This window comes from Stutzerimonas stutzeri (assembly GCF_024448695.1).
In the GTDB taxonomy this organism is placed as follows: Bacteria; Pseudomonadota; Gammaproteobacteria; order Pseudomonadales; family Pseudomonadaceae; genus Stutzerimonas; species Stutzerimonas stutzeri_T.
This window is the reverse complement of the sequence record NZ_JAMOHY010000002.1, coordinates 112,001-132,862: the sequence shown is the minus strand read 5'-3', so window position 1 is coordinate 132,862 and position 20,862 is coordinate 112,001. Positions and strand designations below refer to the sequence as shown.

17 protein-coding genes are annotated in these 20,862 nt (G+C 62.7%); 10 read left to right on the top strand and 7 right to left on the bottom strand.

The genetic code is table 11. From position 1 onward, the window contains the following. Nucleotides 1-83: 83 nt before the first annotated feature. Both NAV32_RS02755 and NAV32_RS02750 read left to right on the top strand, forming a co-directional pair. Complete coding sequence (locus tag NAV32_RS02755; protein WP_256051485.1) at nt 84-1,226, top strand: CynX/NimT family MFS transporter; 1,143 nt, start codon at nt 84-86, stop codon at nt 1,224-1,226. A 118-nt stretch (nt 1,227-1,344) separates the two neighbouring features. After that, nucleotides 1,345-1,767 carry a hypothetical protein gene (locus NAV32_RS02750; protein WP_256051275.1) on the top strand — a complete coding sequence of 141 codons (423 nt, stop codon included), beginning with the start codon at nt 1,345-1,347 and terminating at the stop codon, nt 1,765-1,767. A 93-nt stretch (nt 1,768-1,860) separates the two neighbouring features. On the opposite strand, the gene NAV32_RS02745 is transcribed toward NAV32_RS02750, so the two are convergent. From NAV32_RS02745 to mnmC, 6 genes are all read right to left on the bottom strand, one after another. Beyond that, nucleotides 1,861-2,091, bottom strand: a complete 231-nt coding sequence (locus NAV32_RS02745) for a YheU family protein (protein WP_256051274.1) — start codon at nt 2,089-2,091, stop codon at nt 1,861-1,863. Between the two features lie 50 nt (nt 2,092-2,141). Next, entirely contained in the window at nt 2,142-3,344 is a 1,203-nt protein-coding gene (locus NAV32_RS02740; protein WP_256051273.1) for an osmoprotectant NAGGN system M42 family peptidase, read from the bottom strand. Further along, complete coding sequence (gene ngg / locus NAV32_RS02735; protein WP_256051272.1) at nt 3,341-5,119, bottom strand: N-acetylglutaminylglutamine synthetase; 1,779 nt, start codon at nt 5,117-5,119, stop codon at nt 3,341-3,343. Before ngg ends, NAV32_RS02740 begins: the two co-directional genes overlap by 4 nt. A gap of 39 nt (nt 5,120-5,158) precedes the next feature. Next, on the bottom strand, nt 5,159-6,931 hold the full coding sequence (locus NAV32_RS02730; RefSeq protein WP_256051271.1) for an N-acetylglutaminylglutamine amidotransferase: 1,773 nt from the start codon (nt 6,929-6,931) through the stop codon (nt 5,159-5,161). 193 nt (nt 6,932-7,124) lie between these two features. After that, nucleotides 7,125-7,679, bottom strand: coding sequence for a Tll0287-like domain-containing protein (locus NAV32_RS02725; RefSeq protein ID WP_256051270.1), 555 nt, complete (start codon nt 7,677-7,679; stop codon nt 7,125-7,127). Between the two features lie 73 nt (nt 7,680-7,752). Next, nucleotides 7,753-9,726: a bifunctional tRNA (5-methylaminomethyl-2-thiouridine)(34)-methyltransferase MnmD/FAD-dependent 5-carboxymethylaminomethyl-2-thiouridine(34) oxidoreductase MnmC gene (mnmC, locus tag NAV32_RS02720; RefSeq protein WP_256051269.1), complete on the bottom strand. Its 1,974-nt coding sequence runs from the start codon at nt 9,724-9,726 to the stop codon at nt 7,753-7,755. A 210-nt stretch (nt 9,727-9,936) separates the two neighbouring features. Here mnmC and pap point away from each other — a divergent pair, with 210 nt between their 5' ends. Then, the gene (gene pap / locus NAV32_RS02715) at nt 9,937-11,427 is read left to right on the top strand and encodes a polyphosphate:AMP phosphotransferase (RefSeq protein WP_256051268.1); all 1,491 of its coding nucleotides are present in this window, start codon (nt 9,937-9,939) and stop codon (nt 11,425-11,427) included. 110 nt (nt 11,428-11,537) lie between these two features. Continuing rightward, on the top strand, nt 11,538-12,722 hold the full coding sequence (locus NAV32_RS02710; RefSeq protein WP_256051267.1) for a thiolase family protein: 1,185 nt from the start codon (nt 11,538-11,540) through the stop codon (nt 12,720-12,722). 4 nt (nt 12,723-12,726) lie between these two features. Here NAV32_RS02710 and NAV32_RS02705 read toward each other — a convergent pair whose 3' ends face one another. Continuing rightward, nucleotides 12,727-14,112 (bottom strand): class II fumarate hydratase, encoded by a 1,386-nt coding sequence (locus NAV32_RS02705; RefSeq protein ID WP_256051266.1) that lies wholly within the window; start codon nt 14,110-14,112, stop codon nt 12,727-12,729. Between the two features lie 155 nt (nt 14,113-14,267). On the opposite strand from NAV32_RS02705, the gene NAV32_RS02700 reads away from it, so the two are divergent. The 6 genes from NAV32_RS02700 (at nt 14,268) to NAV32_RS02675 (ending at nt 20,737) form a co-directional block, all read left to right on the top strand. Beyond that, nucleotides 14,268-14,777 carry a DUF2059 domain-containing protein gene (locus tag NAV32_RS02700; protein ID WP_256051265.1) on the top strand — a complete coding sequence of 170 codons (510 nt, stop codon included), beginning with the start codon at nt 14,268-14,270 and terminating at the stop codon, nt 14,775-14,777. 15 nt (nt 14,778-14,792) lie between these two features. Continuing rightward, on the top strand, nt 14,793-15,089 hold the full coding sequence (locus tag NAV32_RS02695) for a BolA family protein (RefSeq protein WP_256051264.1): 297 nt from the start codon (nt 14,793-14,795) through the stop codon (nt 15,087-15,089). 174 nt (nt 15,090-15,263) lie between these two features. Next, nucleotides 15,264-16,199 carry a rhodanese-related sulfurtransferase gene (locus NAV32_RS02690; RefSeq protein WP_256051263.1) on the top strand — a complete coding sequence of 312 codons (936 nt, stop codon included), beginning with the start codon at nt 15,264-15,266 and terminating at the stop codon, nt 16,197-16,199. A gap of 22 nt (nt 16,200-16,221) precedes the next feature. Continuing rightward, entirely contained in the window at nt 16,222-16,854 is a 633-nt protein-coding gene (locus tag NAV32_RS02685) for a DsbA family protein (RefSeq protein ID WP_256051262.1), read from the top strand. Continuing rightward, the gene (locus NAV32_RS02680) at nt 16,847-18,628 is read left to right on the top strand and encodes an ABC transporter ATP-binding protein (RefSeq protein WP_256051261.1); all 1,782 of its coding nucleotides are present in this window, start codon (nt 16,847-16,849) and stop codon (nt 18,626-18,628) included. Before NAV32_RS02685 ends, NAV32_RS02680 begins: the two co-directional genes overlap by 8 nt. A gap of 159 nt (nt 18,629-18,787) precedes the next feature. Further along, nucleotides 18,788-20,737: a HAMP domain-containing methyl-accepting chemotaxis protein gene (locus tag NAV32_RS02675; RefSeq protein ID WP_256051260.1), complete on the top strand. Its 1,950-nt coding sequence runs from the start codon at nt 18,788-18,790 to the stop codon at nt 20,735-20,737. The last annotated feature ends 125 nt before the right edge of the window (nt 20,738-20,862 follow it).

Here is a 20,862-nt window from a genome sequence, read left to right as displayed (position 1 = left end):
CAAAGAGGCGGGAGTAGGGTGGCCGGTCCGCTCCCGGTCCGGTTTCAGGATTCACTGTGAACAATCCATCCCGCTGGCTGCTCATGCTGGCTCTAGTGCTCGCCGCCATCAATCTGCGTCCTGGCATTACCTCCTTTGCGCCCTTGATCGAGCGTATCGCCGAAGCGCTTGATCTGAGTCGCGGTCTGATCAGCCTGACCACTGCCTTGCCTGTTCTGCTGATGGGCTTGCTGGCGCCACTGGCGCCTCGCCTGGCGGTACGTTTCGGCCTGGAGCGGACCATTGCGCTGTGCCTGGGGCTGATCGGTGTGGCATTGGCGCTGCGCCTGTTTGGCGACAATGCGGTACTGCTGATCGCCACTGCAGCTATGGTCGGTGCCGGAATCGCTGTGGCCGGGCCGCTGCTGTCGGGCTTCATCAAGCGTTATTTCCTCGACAGCATGGGCAAGACGGCGGCGTTCTATTCGTTGAGCATGGCGGTTGGCGGCACCCTCGGCGTGGTGCTGACGGCGCCAGCAGTGCAACTGCTGGGACAGCGCTGGACCTGGGCGTTGGCACTCTGGGCGATTCCGGCGGTACTGGCGCTGGCGGTCTGGTGGCGTTTGCCGAACCAGCCGGAGCCGGTCGTCGAGAGTCGCGCCGGCCTGCCCTGGGGCGATCCTAGAGCCTGGTTGGTGAGCTGTTATTTCGCGCTGCAGGCCGGGCTGTTTTACGCGCTGGCGACCTGGCTGGTGGCGCGTTATCACGAGGTCGGCTTCAATCTGGCGCAAAGCAATGCCTTCTTCAGCGGTTTCATGTTGATCGGTTTGCCAAGTGCTTTCGCTTTGCCCTGGCTGGCTCAGCGTTTCGGCAAGCGGCACTTGCTGATGGCGGGGTGCGGTGTGCTGGCCACAGCCTGTCTGGTGCTGATCGCCTGGATTCCGCAGGTTCAGCCGCTGATGATCTGCATGCTGCTGGGAGTTGCCCTGAATGGAACCTTCTCCATGTCGCTGGTGCTGCCCATGTATGAAGCGAGCACGCCGCTGGCGGTGAGTCGCCTGACTGCGATGATGCTTTGTACGGGTTATTGTCTGGCGTGCCTGTCGCCGGTATTGACTGGTCTGGGGCGTGATCTTGCTGGTGATTATCGCTGGCCTTTCCTGGTGCTTGCGTGCATGGCGGCGACAATGTCCGTATTGGCGCTGGGCCTGGCGCCGCGCCGCGACCAGGCCGCGACACCGGGTTGAGGCGCAAGTGTGGTGTGCATCACCCCTGTGCGATGCGACGCCCGAGTTGAAGGCTCCAAGCTCTGGAATGCCGGCGGGAATTGGTTGAACATGTCGGGCTTTTCTCTGGAGTGAGCCTGTGGAGCCTGAATCCATCGTCTACGGCAGTATCCGCGGCTGGCCCTCCGCCGATGCCGAGCAGTGTCGCTTGCGCCGCGCCGTCAACCTTCGCGCGCTGGACAGCCTGCCGCAGGGAGAGGGTTGGCCTTTTATCGGGCGAGAAATGTTTTCCTGCTGCCAGGATGAGGGGCTGTACCAGACCCAGGTGATCCACTTCGGCGCCAGCTATCGGGCGGTGGAATACGAATGGGCCTTGTGGGTGCGCAACTTCGAGGCGCTGCTCGACGAACTCTATTGGACCAGCGCGGTGGTTCATCTCGAAACCGAACTCAACGGCACGCATACCTTCCGCTGGGAAACCGAAAGCGGCTCACACAGCCCGCATCAGCGCGACTTGCGTATGCGCTGCGCCTGGGAGCGCGACGGCGGCGTGCTGGGCTGAACCGGTCTTCAAGCCTGTAGGGTCGAATTTATTCGACCAGCGTCGTACAAAGGCCGAATAAATTCGGCCCTATATTACGTCCTGAACGTTTCCTCAATCGTCCAGCCACTCGCGCGGCACTTCGTGCCTGAGCGCCAGCTGGCATTGCTGATGATCCACATCGAAGACGATCACCGCCGTCCCCTTGGTCAGCGCCCGACGCACCCGTTCGACCCGGGTCTCAAGCGGGGTTTCGTCGCCGTTGTCGGTGCCGTCGCGGGTCACGAAATCTTCGATAAGGCGGGTCAGGGTGTCGGGTTCGAGCTGGTCGTAAGGAATGAGCATGGGAGCGGGTATGCCGGGCTGCGGGTTGGCAAGCATACCGTCAGCCGGGCTCAGGTGTCCTTCCTGCCCTCCGTTGGCCTGTCGAGAATCGCGTCGACTGGCGGCACCCGCGTATCGTTTTCCATTTGCGTCACGTGTTCGAGCTGGTGACTGAAGTTTTCCAGCGAGTGCTTCCCTGCGTGAGCGTCGCTGGCGAACACCGGCGGGCTGAGCAGGTAGGCGCAAATCAACCGGCTCATGGCTGTCAGGCTGTCGATATGGGTACGTTCATAACCGTGGGTGGCGTCGCAGCCGAACGCGAGCAATGCCGTGCGGATATCGTGGCCGGCGGCAATCGCCGACTGGGCATCGCTGTGGTAGTAGCGGAACAGATCACGGCGTACAGGAATATCCTGAGCGCTCGCCAGCTTGAGCAGGTGTCGCGACAGGTGATAGTCGTAGGGGCCGCCCGAGTCTTGCATGGCGACTGTAACGGCATGCTCGCTGGATTCCTGGCCCTTGGCCGTGGGAGCAATGTCGATGCCGACGAATTCGCTGACGTCCCAGGGCAGCGCACCTGCCGCGCCGGAGCCGGTCTCCTCGGTGATGGTGAACAGCGGATGGCAATCGATGGGCAGTTCCTGGCCGCTTTCGACCACGGCTTTCAGCGCGGTCAGCAGGGCGGCCACGCCGGCCTTGTCATCCAGATGGCGCGCACTGATATAGCCGCTGTCGGTGAATTCCGGCATTGGATCGAAGGCGACGAAATCGCCCACGTTGACGCCTATTGCCTGGGTGTCGGCACGGCTTGCAGTGCGGGCATCCAGGCGCAGTTCGACATGATCCCAACTGATGGGCATGGTATCGACAGCGGTATTGAAGGCATGCCCCGAGGCGAGCAGTGGCAGGACGCTGCCGCGAATCACGCCCTCGTCGGTAAACACGCTGACACGGCTACCTTCGGCAAAGCGGCTCGACCAGCAGCCCACCGGGGACAGGCCCAGGCGACCGCTGTCATGGATTTCACGAACGCTTGCGCCGATGGTGTCCAGATGCGCAGCGATGGCGCGGTCGGGGCTGTCCAGGCGTCCCTTGAGCGTGGCGCGGATGGTGCCGCGCCGGGTCAGCTCGAAGGGAATGTCCAGTTCCTTCAGGCGTTCGGCCACGTAACGCACAATGGTGTCGGTAAAGCCGGTGGGGCTGGGGATTGCGAGGGTTTCCAGCAGTACGCGCTGCAGGTAGTTGAGATCGGGCTCGGGAATTCGGGTGGTCACTTGCGCTCCTGTTCAGGTTGCTGAGAATGGGCCAGGCCGGCGCTGTGGCTCAGGGGAAACAGCAGGTCGATAAAACGCTCGGCGGTTGGCTGGGGGTGATGGTTGGCCAGGCCGACACGCTCGTTGGCTTCGATGAAAACGTATTCGGGCTGGTCTGGCGCCGTGATCAGCAGATCCAGCCCAACCACCGGAATATCCAGTGCGCGTGCTGCGTGTACGGCGGCTTCTACCAGTTCGGGATGCAGTTGCTCGGTGACATCCTCAAGGGTGCCGCCGGTGTGCAGGTTGGCGGTACGCCGAACCACCAGATGCTGGCCGCAGGGCAGGATGCTGTCGTAGTCGTAGCCTGCATCCTGCAGGCAGCGCCGGGTTTCATCATCCAGCGGGATGCTGCTTTCACCGCCTGTAGCGGCCTGGCGGCGACGGCTCTGGGTCTCGATCAGCTGGCCGATACTGCGGCTGCCGTCACCTACGACTTCCGCGGGTCGGCGAATTGCGGCGGCGACCACTTCATAGCCGATCACCACAATGCGCAGGTCCAGCCCCGGGTGGTAGCTTTCCAGCAGTACGCGCTGATCGAACTGGCGTGCCCGGACGATGGCTTCCTCGACATCGTCGCTGCTGCGCAGGTCCACCGATACCCCTTGGCCCTGTTCGCCATCGACGGGCTTGACCACCACGCTGCCGTGTTCGTGCAAAAAGGTGGTGTTGTCTTCGACTGAGCCCGCCAACTGCTGGGCTGGCAGGCGCAAGCCGGCACGCGCCAGGGTGCGATGGGTCAGGCACTTGTCCTGGCAAAGGGTCATGCTCACGGCTGAGGTGAGGTCCGACAGCGATTCGCGACAACGCACCCGGCGACCGCCCTGGGTCAGGGTGAACAGGCCGGCCTCGGCGTCATCGATGCTGGTCTCGATGCCGCGCCGGCGCGCTTCGTCGACAATGATTCGGGCGTAGGGGTTGAGCGTCGCTTCCGGGCCGGGACCCAGGAATAGCGGCTGGTTGAAGCTGTTCTTGCGTTTGACGGTAAAGGTCTGCAAATCGCGAAAGCCGAGCTTGGCATAGAGCGCTTTGGCCTGATGGTTGTCGTGCAGTACCGAGAGATCCAGATAGGCCAGGCCGCGCCCCATGCACTGCTCGATCAGGTGCCGTACCAGCGCTTCACCGACGCCTGGGCGGGTGCAGCTGGGCGCAACCGCCAGGCACCAGAGGCTGGAGCCGTTTTCCGGGTCATTGAAGGCCTTCTGGTGATTGATGCCCATCACGCTGCCGATGACCTGAGCGGAATCTTCGTCCTCGGCCAGCCAGTAGACGGGGCCGCCTTTCTCACGCGGCGTACACAGCTCGGGATTGACCGGCAGCATGCCGCGTGACTGGTAGAGGCCATTGATTGCCTTCCAGTCCGCTTCGCTTTGCGCACGCCGAATGCTGAAACCGCGAAAACTGCGGCGTGCCGGGCGGTAATCGGTGAACCAGATGCGCAGGGTGTCGGAGGGGTCGAGGAACAGCTGCTGTGGCGCATGGGCGAGCACCTGATGCGGCGCGGCGACATAGAGGGCGATGTCGCGTTCACCGGCTTGCTCGCCCAGCAGGTCCGCGGCCAGCTCCGCCGGTTCGGCGTAGGTATGACCCACCAGAATCCGCCCCCAGCCGCAATGCAGCGTGACCGGGCCTGACTGCTCAGCCTGGCCGTCGCCGGCCAGGCGCGCCTGGAGCCGTTCGTAGGTCGGAGCCTGTCCGCGCAACAATCGCTGCCCGTATGCTTGAGACTTCTGCATGTGCATTCCTTGAGTTGTGTGCCTCGCTTGCCGTGCCGGTCAGAGCCCCTGTTCGCTCAGCCACAGGTTGAGCGCTGCCAGTTGCCAGAGTTTGGAGCCGCGCAGCGGCGTCAGTTGGCCTTCGGGATCGTTGAGCAGCCTGTCCAGCATGGCCGGGTTGTAGAGGCCGCGATCCTGGCTTGGGTCGGTCAGCAGCTCGCGCACCCAGTTCAGGGTGACGCCTTGCAGATGTTTTAGACCGGGTACCGGGAAATAGCCTTTGGGCCGGTCGATGACCTCGGCGGGGATGACCTTGCGTGAGGCTTCCTTGAGTACGTATTTACCGCCACCGGGTAGCTTGTACTTGGCCGGAATGCGCGCCGAAAGCTCGGCAACATTGTGATCGAGGAACGGCACGCGCGCTTCCAGGCCCCAGGCCATGGTCATGTTGTCCACGCGCTTGACCGGATCGTCGACCAGCATCACGGTGCTGTCGATGCGCAGCGCCTTGTCCACTGCCGCATCGGCGCCGGGTTGGACGAAGTGCCGACGCACGAAATCCCCGGAGAAGTCGCCCTTGACCCATTGCGCTTGCATGGTTTCGGCGTACTCCTCATAGCTGCGGTCACGGAAGGCTGCGAGATAAGCCGCCGCCGGGTCTTCGGCGCCATCGACCTGTGGATACCAGTGATAGCCGGCGAACAGTTCATCCGCGCCTTGGCCGCTCTGCACCACCTTGCAGTGTCTTGAGACCTCGCGCGACAGCAGGTAGAAGGCAATGCAGTCGTGGCTGACCATCGGCTCGCTCATGGCCTGGAAGGCGGCGGGCAGCTGTTCGAGGATTTCTTTTTCCTGAATGCGCAGTTGGTGATGGCGGGTCTGGTAGTGCCTGGCGATCAGGTCGGAATACTTGAATTCATCGCCGCGCTCGCCACCGGCATCCTCGAATCCGATGGAGAAAGTCAGCAGGTTGTCTGCCGCACCGGCTTCACGTAGCAGGCCGACCAGCAGGCTCGAATCGACGCCGCCGGACAACAGCACACCCACGTCTACCGCCGCCCGCTGGCGCAGCGCCACGGAATCACGCAATGCTGCCAGGGTACGTTCCTGCCAGTCCTCGAAGCTGTAGTTCTGCTCGTCTTCACGGGCTCCGAACTGCAGTTGCCACCAGCGGTGCTGGCTCGCTTTGCCGTGGGCATCGACCCGCATGAAAGTGCCCGGTGGCAGTTTCTCGATGCCGGCGATCAACGTATCCGGGGCCGGCACCACGGCGTGAAAGCTCATGTAGTGATTGAGCGCCACCGGGTTCAGCACGCCTGCTATATCGCCGCCCTTGAGCAGCGCCGGCAGGCTCGACGCGAAGCGCAGACGGTCGCCGGTTTGCGACAGGTATAAAGGCTTGATGCCGAGCCGGTCGCGGGCGATGAACAGTTCCTGCGCATCGCGCTGCCAGATGGCGAAGGCGAACATGCCGTTCAGGCGCGGCAGCAGGGCCTCGCCCCAGGCATGAAAGCCCTTGAGCAGTACCTCGGTGTCGCCTTCGGAAAAGAAGCGGTAGCCCAGCCCTTCAAGCTCGGTGCGCAGTTCAGGGTAGTTGTAGATCGCACCGTTGAAGACCATCGACAGGCCCAGCGCCGAATCGATCATCGGCTGGCCTGAGGCCTCGCACAAGTCCATGATTTTCAGGCGCCGATGACCGAACGCAAGCGGCCCCTGACTATTGAAGCCACAGGCGTCCGGGCCGCGCGAGGTCAGGTGGTGGGTGATGCGTTCAACGGCGGCCAGATCCGCCGGTTGATTATCAAAGCGAAGTTCGCCAGCTATGCCACACATAGGTTCCTTACCGGTTAAGCCGTTGGGGAGTGTGACTGGCAGGCGGTCATTGAAGTTCAGCTTTTCCGACTGCTGTGCGGGCGACAAAGCCGGCCCGGCGAGAAGGAATCGCTTCGGGCCGGGCTGAACGCTGTGCGGCGGCGGATTAGTGCAAGATCAGCAGCGAAACTCCGGCGACACCAGGTCCGCAGGCTTATTGCGGCAGGGTGCGACGCAGGCTGAAGGCGCCACGCAGATCGCCTTCGCGGAAACCGCGGGCCTGATCCTCGGGATAGCGCGTATCGAGCAGGCCAAGCAGAGCCGGTTCGATCTTCTCGCCGTGGCAGCTAAGGCAATCAGCCTGCGTGCCGATGGCTTGCATATAGCGGTATTCGCCATCGACCACTTCGCCGTGGCGCAACTGGGTCAAGGGTGTGCCGGCAGCGGCCTGCTTGGCAAAGTGTTCCAGCACCTGCTGTTCCCAGGCGTCGGCGGTATTATCCGGATTGCGTACTTTCAGTGCAGTGCGCCCGATCTGCCAAGGCGCCTGGCTGTGCTGGCGGGCAATATCCGGCGCCAGCAACTGGCAGGCTTCGATGGCCTGGGAAGGGCCGCCTTCGGCCTTGGCCTTTTTCACCGTGCCCAGCAGCTGTTCGGCAAATGGCTTGATCAGCGCGCTCGCTTCCTGCTGCAGCGCTTCAGGGGTGAGGGGTTCGGCACTGGCAGCAAGCGAGAAGAGTCCGAGACTGAGCAGGGTGATGGCTTTCATGGGGTCTTCCAGAGTTCGCTATACGGGGTGGGGTATGTTAGCGCGCCTGAGAGCCAGTGCAAGAACTGTTGTTTCAGTCGTTTCGGCGGATCAACTTGCGCAGCAGAAAACGGTTGGGATGGCAGGCTTCGGCAATGGCGCGCGGCACCGGTAGAGGGTTGCCGTCGATCCAGGCGGCGAGCAACTCGCCGGACAGTGGCGCGCTGATCATGCCGCGCGAGCCATGGGCGGTGTTGACGTAAAGCCCGTCCAGCCAGGGGCAGGGCGTTTGCGGCACCTGCCTGGCGTCACGGCTGAGTACCGCATAGGCGTCGGCAAAGAGCGTGGCCTCGGCCAGCGGGCCGATGATCGGCAGGTAGTCGGGGCTGGTGCAGCGCATGGCAACACGGCCCTGCAACTGGTCGATCTGGTAGTCGTCTGCCTGCAGACGCTGATACAGGCTGGCAGAGATTTCTTCCAGCATCTGCAGATTGGCGCGATGTTCGACCGCGCTGGGTGCCGGGTCAGTGTCTGCGAAATTGAAGCTCGCGCCCAGGGTATGCAGGCCCTCTCGTGCGGGCGCGACATAGCCCTTGGCGCAAAGCACGGTACGCAGGGCGCTGCTCTTTCCGGTCATCGGCAGGCCGGTGATTTGCCCGCGAATGCGCTTGAGCGGAAGCCAGGCGCTCTGCTCGAAACGAGCCACATCCGCCGCGCCGGCAAGGACGACTACGGGAGCTTCAGCCAGCACCGCGCCGTCCGCAATTGCCTGCCACAGCTCGCCGTTGCGCCGCAACTCGACGGGATTGCAATGCTTGAGCAGTTTGATGGCCGGGTCCTTGATCAGCCAGCGACAGAGCGCAGGAGGGTGCGCCCAGCCGGCATCCGGGTAGAACAGGCCGCCATTGCGCAGCTCGACGCCGGCCAGTTGTTCGGCCTGGGCGCAATCGAGCCGGTGCAGCAGCGTTGCTGGAAACACGCTGGCCAGCTCGGCCTGACGCTCGGCTTCCTTGTCATCGAAGGCGATCTGCAAGACCCCGCAGGCGTCCCAGTCCCGCCCCTGCTGCAGATTGCGCAGCAACCGGCGGGTGTAGCCGAAGCCGCTGAGCACCAGCTGTGAAAGTGCCGTACCGTGCGCCGAGAGTTTGAGATAAAGCACGCCCTGGGGATTGCCCGAACCTTCCTCGGCAATCTCTGCGTGGCGCTCCAGTAGCGACACTTGCCAACCCCTTGCGGCCAGGCTGGCGGCACTGGCGCAGCCGGCCAGTCCTGCGCCAATTACCAGTGCCTTGCGTTGCGCCGGGTTGAAGCCGGGGCGGGCAAACCAGGGTTTTTCGGGCCGCGACACCTGGGTATCAAAGCGCCCCTGCAGGCTTTCGCGTTTTTGCCCGAAACCGGGGATGCGCTCCACCTCGAACCCCGCCATCAGCAAGCCGCGGCGAACGACGCCGGCGCTGGTGAAGGTGGCCAGGGTTGCGTCCGGTGCCGACAGGCGCGCCAGTTGGGTGAACAGCTCCGGTTGCCACATGTCCGGGTTCTTGGCCGGGGCGAAGCCGTCGAGGAACCAGGCATCGATTCTGGCGTCCAGGCTGCTCAGGCACTCCAGCGCGTCGCCCACCATCAGGGTCAGAGTGATAGGGCCGAAGCGAAATTGCTGGAAGCCCGGATTCACCGCCACGTACTGCTCCAGTAACTGCTGCGCATGGCCGTCCAACTCCGGCCACAAGGCCAGCGCCCGTTGCAGGTCTTCGGGCTTGAGCGGGTGCTTTTCCACGCTGACAAAATGCAGGTAAGTGCCGGCCTGCGCCTGCTGCTCGAAGAGCCGCCAGGCACAGAGGAAATTCAGCCCGGTGCCAAAGCCTGTCTCGCCGATGACCAGCCGCTGCCCCTTCTCCAGAGCGGCGAAGCGCTCGGCCAGTCGGTTCGGTTGCAGGAACACATGTGCCGTTTCGGCAAGCCCTGAGGCGCGCGAAAAATAGACGTCACTGTAGCGGCGCGATTGAGGCTGGCCATTGGCGTCCCAGTCGAGTTCGGCGTGCTGCAGAGGCGTCGGCGTGTCGGCGGGCATGGCGGTGTCCTGGAAATCGAGGTGCGCGATTCTAGCAGCCACCGAAACGCACTGCGGGCGCGCTTTGTCGCAACCTGTTTTGCGTCAAGTGCCCGGAAACCTTGCGGCTATCTGCCATCAGTCAATTAAGGCCCACGCTTTTGCGAGATACTTGGCCACTGTCGGGCATAGGCCTACCCTCAAATCAATGCAACAACGCTGGAGAATGCGATGTTCGAGTCTGCAGAAATCGGTCACAGCATCGACAAGGCCACCTACGACGCTGAAGTGCCGATCCTGCGCGAAGCCTTGCTCAATGCCCAGAATCGTCTTCGGGAACAGGCGCGCTTTCCGGTGCTTATCCTGATCAACGGGATTGAAGGCGCGGGCAAGGGCGAGACGATCAAGCTGCTCAATGAATGGATGGACCCACGCCTGATTCGTGTTGACAGCTTCGACGTGCCGACTGACGAGGAACTTGCGCGTCCGTCCGCCTGGCGCTACTGGCGACGTCTGCCGGCGAAGGGGCAGACCGGCATTTTCTTCGGCAACTGGTACAGCAAGATGCTTGAAGACCGCGTGCATGGCCGCACGCGCAAGGTTGATCTGGAACTGGCCATCGGTCGTGCGCAGCGTCTGGAACGCATGCTCTGCGACGAAGGTGTGTTGATCTTCAAGTTCTGGTTTCACCTGTCCAAGGACCGCATGCTCAAGCGCCTTGATTCGCTCAAGGACGATCCGCTGCATAGCTGGCGCATCAGCCCACTGGATTGGCAGCAGTCCAAGACTTACGACAAGTTCGTGCAGCATGGCGAACTGATCCTGCGTCGCAGTAGCCGGAATTTCGCACCCTGGTATGTGATCGAGGGGGCGGATGAGCGCTACCGCAGCCTGATTGCCGGGCGTCTGTTGCTCGGTGGTCTGAATGCGGCGCTGGATGCAGTCGATGGTCATGCCGTGGCGCCGCATTCCGCGCCGGTCGAGGCGGACATGAGCATGAATCAGATCAGCCTGCTCGGTAGCCTGGATCTCTCGCAGAAGCTCGACAAGGATGCTTATAAGCAACAACTGGCCGACGAGCAGGCGCGTCTTTCCCGCTTGCTGCGTGATCGCCGTCTGCGCAAGCGTGGCGTGCTGGCGCTTTTCGAGGGGCATGACGCAGCCGGCAAGGGCAGTGCCATCCGTCGCATCACTGGTGCGCTGGACCCGCGTCTGTACCGCACCGTGCAGGTGGCCGCTCCCAGCGAGGACGAGCGGGCCAAGCCCTGGCTCTGGCGCTTCTGGCGTGGGGTTCCGGCGCGAGGACAGTTCACCATCTTCGACCGTTCATGGTATGGCCGCGTGCTGGTCGAGCGGGTCGAGGGTTTCTGCTCGGCGGATGAATGGCTGCGGGCTTACAACGAGATCAACGATTTCGAGGAACAATTGATCGACGCCGGTGTGGTGGTGGTCAAGTTCTGGCTGTCCATCGACAAGCAGACTCAGCTGGAGCGGTTCAGGGAACGCGAAACCATCCCGCACAAACGCTTCAAGATCACCGAGGAAGATTGGCGCAATCGCGAGAAGTGGGATGAATACGGCAATGCGGTGACAGACATGGTCGACCGCACCAGCACCGAAATTGCGCCCTGGACGCTGGTGGAAGCCAACGACAAGCGCTTTGCCCGGATCAAGGTGCTGCGCACGCTCAACGAGGCGCTGGAAGCCGCTATCGCCAACTAGTCCTGTCGGACCATGGCCGTGCATATGCGGCCTGAATGGTCGTCGCGCTGGTCGCGTTGTCGCCACTATTCTCGGGGATATCTTCAACAACAAGATCCCTGAGGTATGCCATGGGTGAAGTAGTGATTGTCGACAGCGTGCGGACCGGTCTGGCCAAGTCGTTTCGCGGCAAGTTCAATATGACCCGTCCGGATGACATGGCAGCCCATTGTGTGAACGCGCTGCTGTCGCGCAACGACCTGGACCCCGCGCGGGTGGATGACTGCATCGTCGGCGCCGGCTCCAACGAAGGCGCGCAGGGTTACAACATCGGGCGTAACGTGGCCGTGTTGTCCCGCCTGGGCATCGCCTGCCCAGGCATGACCCTGAACCGCTACTGCTCTTCGGGCCTGCAGGCCATTGCCATCGCAGCCAATCAGATCGCTTCCGGCTGTAGCGACGTGATCGTTGCCGGTGGGGTCGAATCCATTACCCTGACGGCCAAAAGCCAGAACACCGACCATCTGTACAACCCGATCATCCAGGCACAGGTGCCGGGCATCTATCACAGCATGGGCCAGACGGCCGAGCTAGTTGCGCGTCGTTACAGCGTCACGCGCGAGCAGCAGGACATCTATGCGCTGCAAAGCCAGCAGCGCACCGCGCGGGCCCAGGCGCAAGGGCTGTTCGGCGACGAGATCGTGCCGATGAGCGTTCGCTACTTCACCGAAGACAAGCAGACCGGCGAGCGTACCGAGCACGAAGGCGTGGTCGACCGTGACGATTGCAACCGCCCGGATACCACGCTTGAGAACCTCTCGGGCCTGAAGCCGGTGTTCGCCGAGGACGGCTCCGTCACTGCCGGTAACGCCTCACAGCTGTCCGATGGTGCCTCCATGACGCTGGTGATGAGCCTGGACAAGGCCATCGAACTCGGTCTCAAGCCTCGGGCGTTCTTCCGTGGCTTCACCGTCGCCGGCTGCGAGCCGGAGGAAATGGGCATAGGCCCGGTCTTCTCGGTGCCCAAGCTGCTCAAGGCCGCGGGCCTTCAAGTGGCGGACATCGACCTGTGGGAGCTCAATGAAGCTTTTGCCTCTCAGTGCCTGTACTGCCGCGATCGGCTGGAAATAGACAACGAGAAATTTAACGTCAACGGCGGCTCCATCGCCATTGGCCACCCCTTCGGCATGACGGGTTCGCGCACGGCGGGCCACCTGCTTCGCGAGCTGCAGCGGCGCAATCTGCGCTACGGCGTGGTGACCATGTGCGTGGGCGGCGGTATGGGAGCGTCGGGTCTGTTCGAAGCGGTACGCTGATCGCTCAGCCCGGTTCCAGCATGGTTTCCGGGCGCACCCATTGATCGAACTCTTCATCGCTGAGATAGCCCAGCTCCAGCGCCGCTTCACGCAGGGTGCTGCCTTCGGCATAGGCTTTCTTGGCGATTTCCGCGGCCTTGTCGTAGCCGATGTGGGGGTTGAGCGCCGTCACCAGCATCAGGCCGCGCTCCAGGTGCTCGGCCATGCGCTCGGCGTCTGGTTCCATGCCGCTGATGCAGTGGCTGTTGAAGTTGCGGCAGCCATCGGCCAGCAGGCGGATCGATTCCAGCAGGTTGTGGATGATCACCGGCTTGAACACGTTCAGCTGCAGATGCCCCTGGCTGGCGGCAAAACCGATGGTCACGTCGTTGCCCATGACCTGACAGGCGAGCATCGACAGCGCTTCGCACTGGGTCGGGTTGACCTTGCCGGGCATGATCGAGCTACCCGGCTCGTTGGCGGGCAGACGCACTTCGGCAAACCCCCCGCGTGGGCCGGAGCCGAGCAGGCGCAGGTCGTTGGCGATCTTCATCAGCGCCACGGCAAGGGTCTTGAGTGCGCCGGAGAGCGCCACCAGCGGTTCATGGCCGGACAGCGCAGCGAACTTGTTCGGCGCCGAGATGAAAGGCAGTCCCGAGAGCGCGGCCAGTTCCGCTGCGATGGCGTCGGCAAAGCCGTGTGGAGCGTTGAGTCCGGTGCCGACTGCGGTACCGCCCTGGGCCAGTTCGAGCACCGCCGGCAGTGTCTGGCGAATGGCGCGCTCGGCGATGTCAAGTTGCGCAACGAACGCCGACAACTCCTGGCCGAAGGTGACAGGTGTGGCATCCATCATGTGGGTGCGTCCGGTCTTGACCAGCTTGCCATGGCGCGCCGCCTGCTCGGCCAGTCCGCCGGACAGCTCGGCGATGGCCGGCAGCAGTTGGTCATGGATCGCCCGGGCGGTCGCGATGTGCATGGCGGTGGGGAAGCAGTCGTTGGAACTCTGCGCGCGATTGACGTGATCGTTGGGGTGCACCGGGCTCTTGCCGCCGCGGGTGCCGCCGGCCAGTTCGTTGGCGCGACCGGCTATCACTTCGTTGACGTTCATGTTGCTCTGGGTGCCGCTGCCAGTCTGCCAGACCACCAGGGGAAACTGGTCGTCATGCTGGCCGTGGAGAACCTCGTCGGCGGCCTGTTCGATCAGACGGGCGATATCGGGTGGCAAATCTCCGATACGGTCGTTGACCCGCGCGGCTGCTTTCTTGATCAACGCCAGGGCGTGGCAGACGGCCAGGGGCATGCGCTGGTCACCGATGGCAAAGTTGCTCAACGAACGCTGGGTCTGAGCGCCCCAGTAGGCCTGTTCCGGTACTTCCACGGGGCCAAGGCTGTCGGTTTCGGTGCGGGTCATGCCGTACTCCATTGAGAATGATGGTATCTAGCTCATTAGGTCGCCCGGAACCGGCACGGGTTCAATCGGCTGGCCTGCTGTTCCTTGAGTGATTGGAACTCCGCGCGCAGAATGTGTCCACTAAGGCTCATCTATCGCCCACCAAGGATTACTCAATGCACTTTCTTCGTATAGCCGGCCTTTGCAGTGCCTTGTCGCTGGCACTCTTCAGCGTGCAGGTCAGCGCCGACGATGCCGGCCACGCCGCTCGGGCCGAGCGATTCCTTGAACTGGTCAGCGCCAATCGCCTGACCGTGCCGATCTATGCACAGGTCCAGCAGGGATTTGCCGAGCGCTTTGCCCAGACGCAGGCACCGGAAAGCAAGCGCGCCCTGCTGGAAAGCTACCAGTCCAAGGCCGATGCCGTGCTTGACCGGGAGATCGGCTGGGACAAGCTCAAGCCAGAGTTGATAGCACTCTACAGCGAAGTGTTCAGCGAGCAGGAGCTGGCCGAGTTGAATGAATTCTATGCTTCCGAACTGGGCAAGAAAGTGCTGGCCAGGTTGCCGCAACTCAACGCGCGCTCGGCACAGCTGACCCAGGCCAGGCTGGAAAACGCCGTGCCTCAGGTGAACAAGCTGCTGGCCGAAATGACCGCCGAACTCGATACCCAGAAGAAGCCCTGACGGAGTTAGCCAGGCATGACCAGACTGAACATGATTGAAAACGCCCTGCAGGCGCTGCAACCCGAGCATCTGCAGGTGCTTGATGAAAGCCATATGCACAGCCGGGGGCAGGAAACCCACTACAAGGCGGTGATTGTCAGCCAGCAGTTTGCCGGCCTGAACGCCGTCAAGCGTCACCAGAAGGCTTATGCGGCAATGGGCGAACTGATGCAGCAGATCCATGCCCTGGCGCTGCACACCTACACGCCGGAAGAATGGCAGCAACAGAGCGTGGTGCCGGCTTCACCCGTCTGTGCTGGTGGGCATAAGTAAATAGTCGTTGGGCGCTGAGGCCGAGCAGGCCTGTTTTTGTGGGAGCGGCTTCAGCCGCGATATTCGCGGATAAATCCGCTCCCACAGGTAAACTTCGCCCCGTTCGACTACCCGCTGGAAATCGCTTTTACCGGTCCGCCCTTTACGAGGGTGACCACTGGAGAAATATCCCTCATGACCCAGAAAATCGTCGTCGCGGCGCTGTACAAGTTCGTCTCTTTGCCGGACTACGTCGCGTTGCGTGAGCCGCTGCTTGCCGTCCTCGAAGCCAACGGTATCAAGGGCACGCTGCTGCTCGCCGAGGAAGGCATCAACGGTACCGTTGCAGGTAGCCGCGAAGGTATCGATGCGCTGCTGGCCTGGTTCGGCACCGATCCGCGCCTGGCTGATATCGACCACAAGGAATCCCGCTGCGACGAACCGCCGTTCTATCGCACCAAGGTCAAGCTGAAAAAGGAGATCGTCACCCTCGGCGTGCCGGGTGTCGACCCCAACCGGCGCGTCGGCACCTATGTCGAACCCAAGGATTGGAACGCACTGATCGACGACCCCGAAGTGCTGCTGATCGACACCCGCAACGACTACGAAGTGGCGATCGGCACCTTCGAGGGTGCGATCGATCCGCAGACCCAATCCTTTCGCGAGTTTCCCGAGTACATCAAGGCGCATTACGACCCGGCCAAACACAAGAAGGTGGCGATGTTCTGCACCGGCGGTATTCGCTGCGAGAAGGCGTCGAGCTACATGCTGGGCGAGGGCTTCGAGGAGGTCTACCACCTCAAGGGCGGCATCCTCAAATACCTGGAGGAGGTGCCCGAGGACGAGACTCGCTGGCGCGGCGACTGTTATGTGTTCGACAACCGGGTGACCGTGCGCCACGATCTCGGCAAGGGCGATTTCGCCCAGTGTCATGCCTGCCGCACGCCTGTTTCGGCGCAGGAGCGCGAGTCCGAGCACTACGTTCCCGGTATCAGTTGCCCGCATTGCTGGAATACGCTGAGCGAGAAAACCCGCACCAGCGCACGTGAACGGCAAAAACAGATCGAGCTGGCGCTCGAACGCAACCAGCCACATCCCATCGGTCACAACTACCGCAAACAGGGTGTGTGACAGCACCGATTCAGGAGCGCTGATGAGCACCCGACTGATCTATGTAATGGACCCCATGTGCTCCTGGTGCTGGGGGTTTGCGCCGGTGGCGCAAGCTTTGGCGGAGCAGGCGCGCGCCTGTGGCGTCGGGATGCAGCTGGTGGTTGGCGGCCTGCGCCGCGAACGCCTGGTCATGGACAGCGCCGGACGCGAGCGCACGCTGTCCTATTGGCGCGCGGTTCATGAAGCCAGCGCGCAACCCTTCGATCTTGAGCAGGGCTTGCCCGACGGGCTGATCTACGACACCGAGCCCGCCTGTCGGGCGCTGGTGGCAGCGCGTGTCCTCGATGAGCAGAGCGTCTGGCCGTTGGCGCTGCGTATCCAGCAGGCCTTCTACGTGGAGCGCTGTGACGTCACCCTGCCGCAGCAGCTGGTGGGACTGGCCGAATCCGTAGGGTTGCCGCGTGGCGAGTTTTCCGACCGTTTCGACTCCCAGGCCATTCGCGATGCGACCGTCGCCGATTTCGACTGGGCGTGCAATCTTGGCATCGCAGGCTTTCCCACCTTGCTCGCCGAACACGATGGCCAATTGGCGTTGCTGAATAATGGCTACCAGCCCCTGGCAGCGCTGAGTCCGTTGCTGGCGCGCTGGCTGGAGCGCAACGCGCATGCCTGACCAGCTCAGCTGGGCGGAAATCCGCCGTCTCGCGCTGCACCACCGCAAGGCGTTGATCCTGGCCAATCTGGTTGCCGTGTTGGCGACCCTCAGCAGCGTGCCGATTCCCTTGTTGCTGCCGCTGCTGGTTGATGAAGTGCTGCTTGGCGACGGCAATACGGCGCTGCAGATCATGGATCGCTTCCTGCCAGCCGAGTGGCAGACGGCGCTTGGCTATATCGGCCTGATGCTCTGCCTGACGCTGTTGCTGCGAGGCTCTGCGCTGGTGTTCAACGTGTTGCAGGCGCGGCTGTTCGCACGGCTGTCGAAGGACATCGTCTACCGGATACGCATCCGCCTGATCGAACGTCTCAAGCGTATCGCCCTGGCCGAATACGAAAGCCTCGGCGGCGGTACGGTGGCGGCGCATCTGGTCACCGATCTGGAAACCATCGACAAATTCATCGGTGAAACCCTTAGCCGCCTGCTGGTGGCGATTCTGTCGATTGCCGGCACGGCGGCGATCCTGCTGTGGATGCACTGGCAGCTGGCGCTGCTGATCCTGCTGTTCAATCCGCTGGTGATCTATGCCACGGTGCAGCTGGGCAAGCGCGTCAAGCATCTGAAAAAACTGGAAAACGACAGCACCTCGCGCTTCACCCAGGCGCTCACCGAAACCCTGGATGCGATTCAGGAAGTGCGCGCCGGCAACCGCCAGGGATTCTTCCTCGGGCGGCTGGGGCACAAGGCCCGTGAGGTGCGCGATCATGCCGTGGCCTCGCAGTGGAAAACCGATGCCTCCAATCGCGCCAGCGGTCTGTTGTTCCAATTCGGCATCGACGTGTTCCGTGCTGCCGCGATGATCACCGTGCTGCTCTCGGACCTGTCCATCGGGCAGATGCTGGCGGTGTTCAGCTATCTGTGGTTCATGATCGGACCGGTTGAGCAACTGCTCAGCCTGCAATACGCCTTCTATGCCGCCGGTGGCGCGCTGACGCGAATCAACCAGTTGCTGGCACGGGCTGACGAACCGCAATACGAAGGTGGTCGCAACCCCTTCGCGGCGGGTCGCACGGTGGGTATCGAAGTGCGCGGCCTGAGTTTTTCCTATCAGGACGAGCCGGTGCTGGAAGGTCTGGACTTGAGTATCGCACCCGGCGAGAAGGTCGCCATCGTCGGCGCCAGCGGTGGCGGCAAAAGCACCCTGGTGCAATTGCTGCTGGGGCTGTATCGCGCTCAGACAGGCGAGATTCGCTATGGCGATGCCACGCTCGAGCAGATCGGGCTGGATACCGTGCGCGAACATGTGGCGGTGGTCTTGCAACATCCGGCGTTGTTCAACGATACGGTGCGAGCCAACCTGTTGATGGGCCGCGAACGTGACGATCAGGCTTGCTGGGAAGCGCTGGACATCGCCCAGCTGGCAGACACCATTCGCCAATTGCCCGCTGGGCTGGACAGCGTGGTCGGGCGCTCTGGCGTGCGCCTGTCGGGCGGCCAGCGACAGCGGCTGGCCGTGGCACGGATGATCCTCGCCGAGCCAAGCGTGGTGATCCTCGACGAGGCGACTTCGGCGCTGGACAGTGCCACCGAATATGCCCTGCATCAGGGACTGAACCGCTTCCTCAAGGGTCGCACGACCCTGATCATTGCCCACCGGCTGTCGGCGGTGAAGCAGGCCGACCGGGTGTTGGTGTTCGACGACGGGCGGATCGCCGAGCAGGGCGAGCATCTGCAGTTGATCGCCGAGGGTGGGCTTTATGCGCGGCTCTATGGGCATTTGCAGCAGCACTGAGCCACTGAACGCAGTGTGAGCATGCACTTTGTCTGATTTATGGCGATGGATTGTTGACGTTTTGCTGCCAATGACCGACTAAAAGGCTATGATTTCGCCCTCGCTCCAGTCGCAACCCCCCCGGCGACTTCGTAATACCCCATTTGTAGGGCTTTTCTGATGCAATCCGTGGATATCTTCGCCAACTTTTCCGTGGGCAAAAAGCTGCTGTTCGGTTTTGCCATGGTCCTTTTGCTGACTCTGGGTGTTGCTGGCACCGGTTTTTACGCGGTGGATTCCATCCTCACCCGCGCTGCGCAGATGAACCAGCTTTCACGCATCAATGCCGCGATTCTTGATGCCCGTGGCCAGGAGCGTGATTACGCTCTGACCCGACAGGCAGCGTCCGCTGAAGCCTTGCGCGGCACGCTGGACCGACTCAAACAGGAACTGATCGAGCTGGAAGCGCTGTCCACAAGCGCTGAACAGGCGCAGTTGCGGCAGATTCGCAGCGATGCCGAACTCTATGCCACGCAGTTCAACGAATACGGCTTTCTGATCGACCGGGGCGCGCAGCTGCGCGAGCACATGGACGAGGCGGCACAGTCGAGCCGAGAGGAATTCGAGTTCATCGAGCTCAGTATGTATGACGCTGTTCGGCTGCTGCGCATCGAAGGCGAGCGTTTGCAGGGCAGCGATCCGCTGACTGTCGCCGAGGCGACTTCGGGCCTGACCAAGCGCATTCTCGACCTGCGTACCTTCGAGAGCATGTTCATCGGCAACAGCTCCCAGGCGGCGGTCGATAGCTGGAACGAGGCCTACGCCGAGGTGAAAAGTATCGGAGATGGTCTCCAGCGCTGGCTCAACGAAGAACAGCAGGCCACGATGAACGGCGCGCTGACGGCCATCGGTAACTATGAAAAGGCGTTTACCGAGTTTCGCGGCAACCGTGGTACGCGGATCGCGCTGGAACAGGCGATGCAGAATCAGGCTCAGCGAATCCTCGACGCCGCCGACCAGGCGTTGGCGCAGGCGACAGGGGCCATGCAGACCCAGCGCAGCAATGCCTTTCTGATGTTGACGGTCATTACCGCTCTGGCGGTGCTGATCGGGATGGCCGCTGCCATGTTGATCACGCGCATGATCGTGGTGCCGCTGCGCTACACCGTGCAGCTGGCTCAGCAGGTCGCGGGCGGGGATCTGACTCAGACGCAGAGGGTTACCCGCCAGGATGAACTGGGTCAGCTCCAGCAGGCCATGAGCGACATGACGCAAAGCCTGCGCACGCTGATCGGGCGCATCGGCGGCGGAATCGGACAGATCGCCACGGCTGCTGAGCAGCTTTCGTCAGTTACTGCCCAGACCAGTGCCGGTGTGCAGAACCAGCGTCTCGAAACCGAACAGGTAGTGACCGCCATGCACGAAATGTCGGCCACCGTGCAGGAGGTGGCGCAGAACGCCGAGCAGGCTTCACTGGCGGCAGGCGAAGCCGACCGGCAGGCGCGTCAGGGCGATCTGGTGGTGCAGGACGCCGTGGTGCAGGTCGGTAATCTTGCCGTTGAGGTTGAACAGTCAACCAATGCCATCGAGGCGTTGCACGCCGAAAGTGGGCGCATCGGCAGCGTTCTGGAAGTCATTCGCGCGGTCGCCGAGCAGACCAATCTGCTGGCGCTCAACGCCGCCATCGAGGCGGCGCGTGCCGGCGAGCAGGGCCGCGGCTTTGCCGTGGTGGCCGATGAAGTGCGTGCTCTGGCACGCCGTACTCACGATTCGACCGAGGAAATCGAAGGCCTGATTGGCAATCTGCAACGCGTTGCCAAGCAGGCGGTGGAGCAGATGCAGAGCAGCAGAGACCTGACCCAACGCACCGTTGAGCTCGCCCAGGAGGCTGGCGCGGCGCTGGGGCGCATCACCGAGTCGGTTTCCACCATCGAGCAGATGAACCAGCAGATCGCCGCTGCCGCCGAAGAGCAGAGCGCCGTGGCGGAAAATATTTCTGAAAGCGTGACGCGGGTGCACGATATCGGCGAGCAGAGCGCCAGCGCCAGCGAACAGACCGCCGCCGCCAGCGCTGAGCTGGCGCGCCTGGGCGTCGAGCTGCAAGGCTTGGTGAGGCATTTCCGCACCTGACTGTTGGGCCGAATTTAAGGCCACGCCTGGTGCAGGTCCTGTTCGTAGGCGCGGCCCACTCCTACAGGCCAGCACCATCGCGGGTCGCAGGCTCCGAAAGTTGATGACTAGGATCCCGTTGGCTA

What these genes read in the sequence shown, in the direction of transcription:
- ngg (WP_256051272.1), bottom strand. Translation starts at nt 5,119, where the DNA reads ATGCAGAAGTCTCAAGCATACGGGCAGCGATTGTTGCGCGGACAGGCT.
- NAV32_RS02745 (WP_256051274.1), bottom strand. Translation starts at nt 2,091, where the DNA reads ATGCTCATTCCTTACGACCAGCTCGAACCCGACACCCTGACCCGCCTT.
- pap (WP_256051268.1), top strand. Translation starts at nt 9,937, where the DNA reads ATGTTCGAGTCTGCAGAAATCGGTCACAGCATCGACAAGGCCACCTAC.
- mnmC (WP_256051269.1), bottom strand. Translation starts at nt 9,726, where the DNA reads ATGCCCGCCGACACGCCGACGCCTCTGCAGCACGCCGAACTCGACTGG.
- NAV32_RS02675 (WP_256051260.1), top strand. Translation starts at nt 18,788, where the DNA reads ATGCAATCCGTGGATATCTTCGCCAACTTTTCCGTGGGCAAAAAGCTG.
- NAV32_RS02755 (WP_256051485.1), top strand. Translation starts at nt 84, where the DNA reads ATGCTGGCTCTAGTGCTCGCCGCCATCAATCTGCGTCCTGGCATTACC.
- NAV32_RS02695 (WP_256051264.1), top strand. Translation starts at nt 14,793, where the DNA reads ATGACCAGACTGAACATGATTGAAAACGCCCTGCAGGCGCTGCAACCC.
- NAV32_RS02725 (WP_256051270.1), bottom strand. Translation starts at nt 7,679, where the DNA reads ATGAAAGCCATCACCCTGCTCAGTCTCGGACTCTTCTCGCTTGCTGCC.
- NAV32_RS02685 (WP_256051262.1), top strand. Translation starts at nt 16,222, where the DNA reads ATGAGCACCCGACTGATCTATGTAATGGACCCCATGTGCTCCTGGTGC.
- NAV32_RS02710 (WP_256051267.1), top strand. Translation starts at nt 11,538, where the DNA reads ATGGGTGAAGTAGTGATTGTCGACAGCGTGCGGACCGGTCTGGCCAAG.
- NAV32_RS02705 (WP_256051266.1), bottom strand. Translation starts at nt 14,112, where the DNA reads ATGACCCGCACCGAAACCGACAGCCTTGGCCCCGTGGAAGTACCGGAA.
- NAV32_RS02690 (WP_256051263.1), top strand. Translation starts at nt 15,264, where the DNA reads ATGACCCAGAAAATCGTCGTCGCGGCGCTGTACAAGTTCGTCTCTTTG.
- NAV32_RS02680 (WP_256051261.1), top strand. Translation starts at nt 16,847, where the DNA reads ATGCCTGACCAGCTCAGCTGGGCGGAAATCCGCCGTCTCGCGCTGCAC.
- NAV32_RS02730 (WP_256051271.1), bottom strand. Translation starts at nt 6,931, where the DNA reads ATGTGTGGCATAGCTGGCGAACTTCGCTTTGATAATCAACCGGCGGAT.
- NAV32_RS02700 (WP_256051265.1), top strand. Translation starts at nt 14,268, where the DNA reads ATGCACTTTCTTCGTATAGCCGGCCTTTGCAGTGCCTTGTCGCTGGCA.